General features: G+C 73.3%; 5 protein-coding genes. All 5 read right to left on the bottom strand.

Features of this window, described 5'->3' with window-relative positions; translation table 11 throughout:
• Positions 1–231: hypothetical protein (locus tag H5J29_RS26325; RefSeq protein ID WP_220187958.1), on the bottom strand; the 231-nt coding region annotated here is incomplete at its 3' end.
• Positions 224–466 (bottom strand): hypothetical protein, encoded by a 243-nt coding sequence (locus H5J29_RS26320; protein ID WP_181783704.1) that lies wholly within the window; start codon positions 464–466, stop codon positions 224–226. The genes H5J29_RS26325 and H5J29_RS26320, both read right to left, overlap by 8 nt.
• 127 nt (positions 467–593) lie before the next feature.
• Positions 594–1,850 (bottom strand): NAD(P)/FAD-dependent oxidoreductase, encoded by a 1,257-nt coding sequence (locus H5J29_RS26315; RefSeq protein WP_181783703.1) that lies wholly within the window; start codon positions 1,848–1,850, stop codon positions 594–596.
• A 1-nt stretch (position 1,851) separates the two neighbouring features.
• Complete coding sequence (locus H5J29_RS26310; protein ID WP_181783702.1) at positions 1,852–2,760, bottom strand: alpha/beta fold hydrolase; 909 nt, start codon at positions 2,758–2,760, stop codon at positions 1,852–1,854.
• Positions 2,761–2,854: 94 nt separating this feature from the next.
• The coding region (locus H5J29_RS26305) for a helix-turn-helix transcriptional regulator (RefSeq protein ID WP_181783701.1) at positions 2,855–3,296 on the bottom strand (442 nt) is incomplete at its 5' end.

Raw genomic sequence — 3,296 nt, 5'->3', positions numbered from 1 at the left:
GGTGGCCACCGGTCCGTGCGGTCCGTGCACCTCGACCGCGATCCCGGTGGCGGCCAACAGGTCCGCGACCCGGCCGACGTCGGCCCGGTCCAGCGCGGCCCACATCAGCTCCGGACGCGGCGCGTCCACCCGGACCCGCTGCCCGCGCGCGGTGACCGTGGCGGGCGTCGACACCCCCGACGCCGTGGTCAGGACCGCCCGCAGGTCGGCCTCGACGACCAGGTCAGCCACGGTCGACGGAACCGGCGTTGTCCTTGTCGGTGGTCCTGATCCGGATCGTGCCGTTGAGCTTCCAGGTGGCGCGCTGGGCGTCCGGCCCCGTCGTCTTGGGCACCTCGACGGCCATGTCCGCGAAGCTGTACTCGATCGTGGCGCCCTTGCCGGTCAGGTAGGACCACAGCTCCTGACCGATCTCGGTGATGTCGGTGGTCCCGGTCTTGTGGTTGGTGTCGGCGCTCGTCGTCATCTTTTTCTCCTCGGAAGAATATGCACAGGAAAGGCACCCGCCAGAAAGCGATCAAAGTGTGCGCTACACCGTGGTCCGGGGCATGAGACGAGCGGGGAAAAGCTCGTGGACCGAGCGTAAAGGCGGGTCAGAAACGCGGCAACTCGACCTCCCGGGCCGCCACCGACCGGGTGCCGGGGGCGGCCGCGGCGAGGATGCGTCCGACGTTCTCGTCGGAGAAGTACTCGACCGGTGACGTCACTCCGGCGTTGACCCGCGCGAACCCGTCCATCGCGTCCTGGTTGCCGCGGGCGGCGCCGAGGAGCCGTTGCAGGTCGGGCGGCGGGGGTTCGAGGGTGGCGATCTCGGTGGTGAGCTCGTAGAACGGCAGGACGTGCTCGTCGCGGGTGGACCGGTAGTCGGCCATGGCGTCCTCGAACGGGCGGGCACCGGTGAACGCCTGGTGCAGCGCGGTGGCGCACAGCTCGGCGTCCCGGAACGCGTCGTGGATCCCGTGTCCCGTGATGGGGTCCTTGGCGTACCCGGCGTCGCCGACGAGAGCCCAGCCCGGGCCGAAGGGGGTGCGCAGGAAGTTGGGCACCGCGGTGCCCACGAGACGCTCCTCGCGCGTCGCGGCACGGATGCGGTCGGCGAACTGCGGGACCATCTCGAACATCGCCAGGTAGGCGGCCTCGATGTCGCGCCTGTTGGCCTCGAGCTCGGCGAACGGCCAGCCGCCGACGACCAGTGTCGAGTCGTCGTTGGTGGGCCACGCCGCGAAGGCCCGGTTCTCGCGGAGGTAGGCCTCGAAGCGGCCGTGCATCGGCAGCCCGCTCCAGTAGGAGTAGTACAGGCACAGCAACCGCGGCTTCTCGTGGTATCGCTCGGGTCGCACCGCCCGGGCGACCACGGAGTGCAGCCCGTCCGCGCCGATGACGACCGTCGCCCGCTCGGTGACGGTCGCGCCGCCTCGGTCGTGGCCACGGATGCCGGTGACGCGTCCCTCCTCGGCGACCAGGTCGGACACGGTGAACCCCTCGCGCACCTCGGCCCCCGCATCGGCCGCCGCGGCGACGAGGATCGTGTCCAGCACGGTCCGGCGGGGGGCGTAGGCGACCGGGGAGTCGTCGGTGCCGGGGGCCCCGACGGCGGTGACCGGGCCGAGGTCGAACGCGTAGGTGTCGATCGGCGGGCAGCCGGATGCCACCACGTCCTCGAGCAGGCCCCACCGCCGCAGCGCCGCGACGCCCGGGGGCTGGACGATGTGGGTGGAGAGGGTGTCGCTGGGGAACGTCGCGCGGTCGACGAGCAGCACTCGGTGGCCCCGGCGGGCCAGCAGCATCGCGGTCGGGGACCCGGCGCAGCGCGCACCGACCACGATCGCGTCGTAGCGTCCGTCCCTCATGTCACGCCTCCCGGCCGGTCGAGGTGTCCTCCGTGGACCCGACGGCGACGGTGTCGAGCACCGCGCTCAGCGCGTCCAGGAACGCCGCGGGCTGGTCGAGGGCAGGGTCGTCGCCCGCCTCGGCGATCACGTGCAGCGGCCATCCGTGGTGGGCGGCCGCGGCGGCGGCCACCGGCAACGGCGTCGCCAGGTCGTCCCGGCCCCAGATCAGGGCGGTGGGCACGTCGACCCCGGCGAACAGGTGCGCTGGGATCGTCGCTCCGGCGAACTGCCCGATCAGCCTGCCCATGGCCGCCTGCACGCTCGGCGTTCCGGCGCGCTCGACCGCATAGGCGGCGAACGGCTCCCACCGCGGGCCCCACCGCTCGCGCACGCCGTCCAGGTCGAAGGCGCAGAACTCCATGAACCGCTCGTAGCTGCGCCCGGTCGGGTCGGCGAGGAAGCGGTGCAGCGCGAGGCCGAACCGCGGGTCCGGTTCGAACGGCACGAGGCCGAGCGTGTCCACGAGCACCAGACGGGCGAGTCGTCCTGGCCGGTCGATCGCGAAGCGGGCCGCGACGGCGCCGCCGACGGTCCGCCCGACCAGCACCGGCCGCGTCGGACAGGTGCGCGCCACCAGCTCGTCGAGCCAGCGGAGCACCGCCTCCGCGTCCACACCGCCGTCGACGATCTCCGAGGCACCGTGTCCGGGCAGGTCGGGGACGATCACCCGATGCTCGCGGACCAGCTGCGGGAGCACCGGCGCCCAGCCTGCCGCGAACTCGCCCGGGCCGTGCAGCAGGACCATCGGCGGCCCGTCGCCGCCCACGAGCACCGCGGTCGACACACCGGCCAGGTCCATCCGAAGGTCGCTGACCGGCATCCCGCTGAGCATCCGCTCCCGCGCGCCGACGTCCGTGGTGCTCGTCATGGCCTCCGCCTCCCGATCGTGGGTCGGCGACCGTACGGGGCCCGCGGTACGCGGCGCGTCGGGCGAACCACCCAGTCGGCGCCGATGGGTCGTCCTACCCAGATCCCCGGATGAGGTCGTGCCGATAGGCGTGCGCCGTCGCCGCCGCCCGGGACGAGACACCCAGCTTGGTGAAGATGTTGCTCAGGTGCCGGGCCACGGTCTTCTCGCTGAGGACCAGCTCGGCCGCGATCGCCCGGTTCGTCATCCCCGTCGCGACCAGGCGGAGCACCTGCAGCTCGCGACCGGTCAGCGCACTCGCTCCCTGGCCGGTCCGCCGCGACAGCGCGCGTACCCGTGCGACGTCGGGCGCGGCGCCGAGCTGCTCGAACACCCAGCGGGCCGCGTCGAGCTCCAGCTCCGCGGAGTCGGGGTCCCCGAGCTCGAGACAGGCGAGCGCCATCCGGACCCGCACGCGCGCCGACTCGTAGGGCACGTCGAGCTCCTGCCAGGCGGCCCACGCACGCCGGAGCACCTCCAGCGCCGCCCGCCCGTCG

This window comes from Pseudonocardia pini (genome assembly GCF_013870575.1).
GTDB lineage: Bacteria > Actinomycetota > Actinomycetes > Mycobacteriales > Pseudonocardiaceae > Pseudonocardia > Pseudonocardia pini.
The sequence above is the reverse complement of the archived record's forward strand: the minus strand, read 5'-3'. Positions and strand labels throughout refer to the sequence as shown.

Excerpts from the sequence above, each read along its gene's own strand:
- H5J29_RS26315 (WP_181783703.1), bottom strand. The coding sequence starts at position 1,850 with ATGAGGGACGGACGCTACGACGCGATCGTGGTCGGTGCGCGCTGCGCC.
- H5J29_RS26320 (WP_181783704.1), bottom strand. The coding sequence starts at position 466 with ATGACGACGAGCGCCGACACCAACCACAAGACCGGGACCACCGACATC.
- H5J29_RS26310 (WP_181783702.1), bottom strand. The coding sequence starts at position 2,760 with ATGACGAGCACCACGGACGTCGGCGCGCGGGAGCGGATGCTCAGCGGG.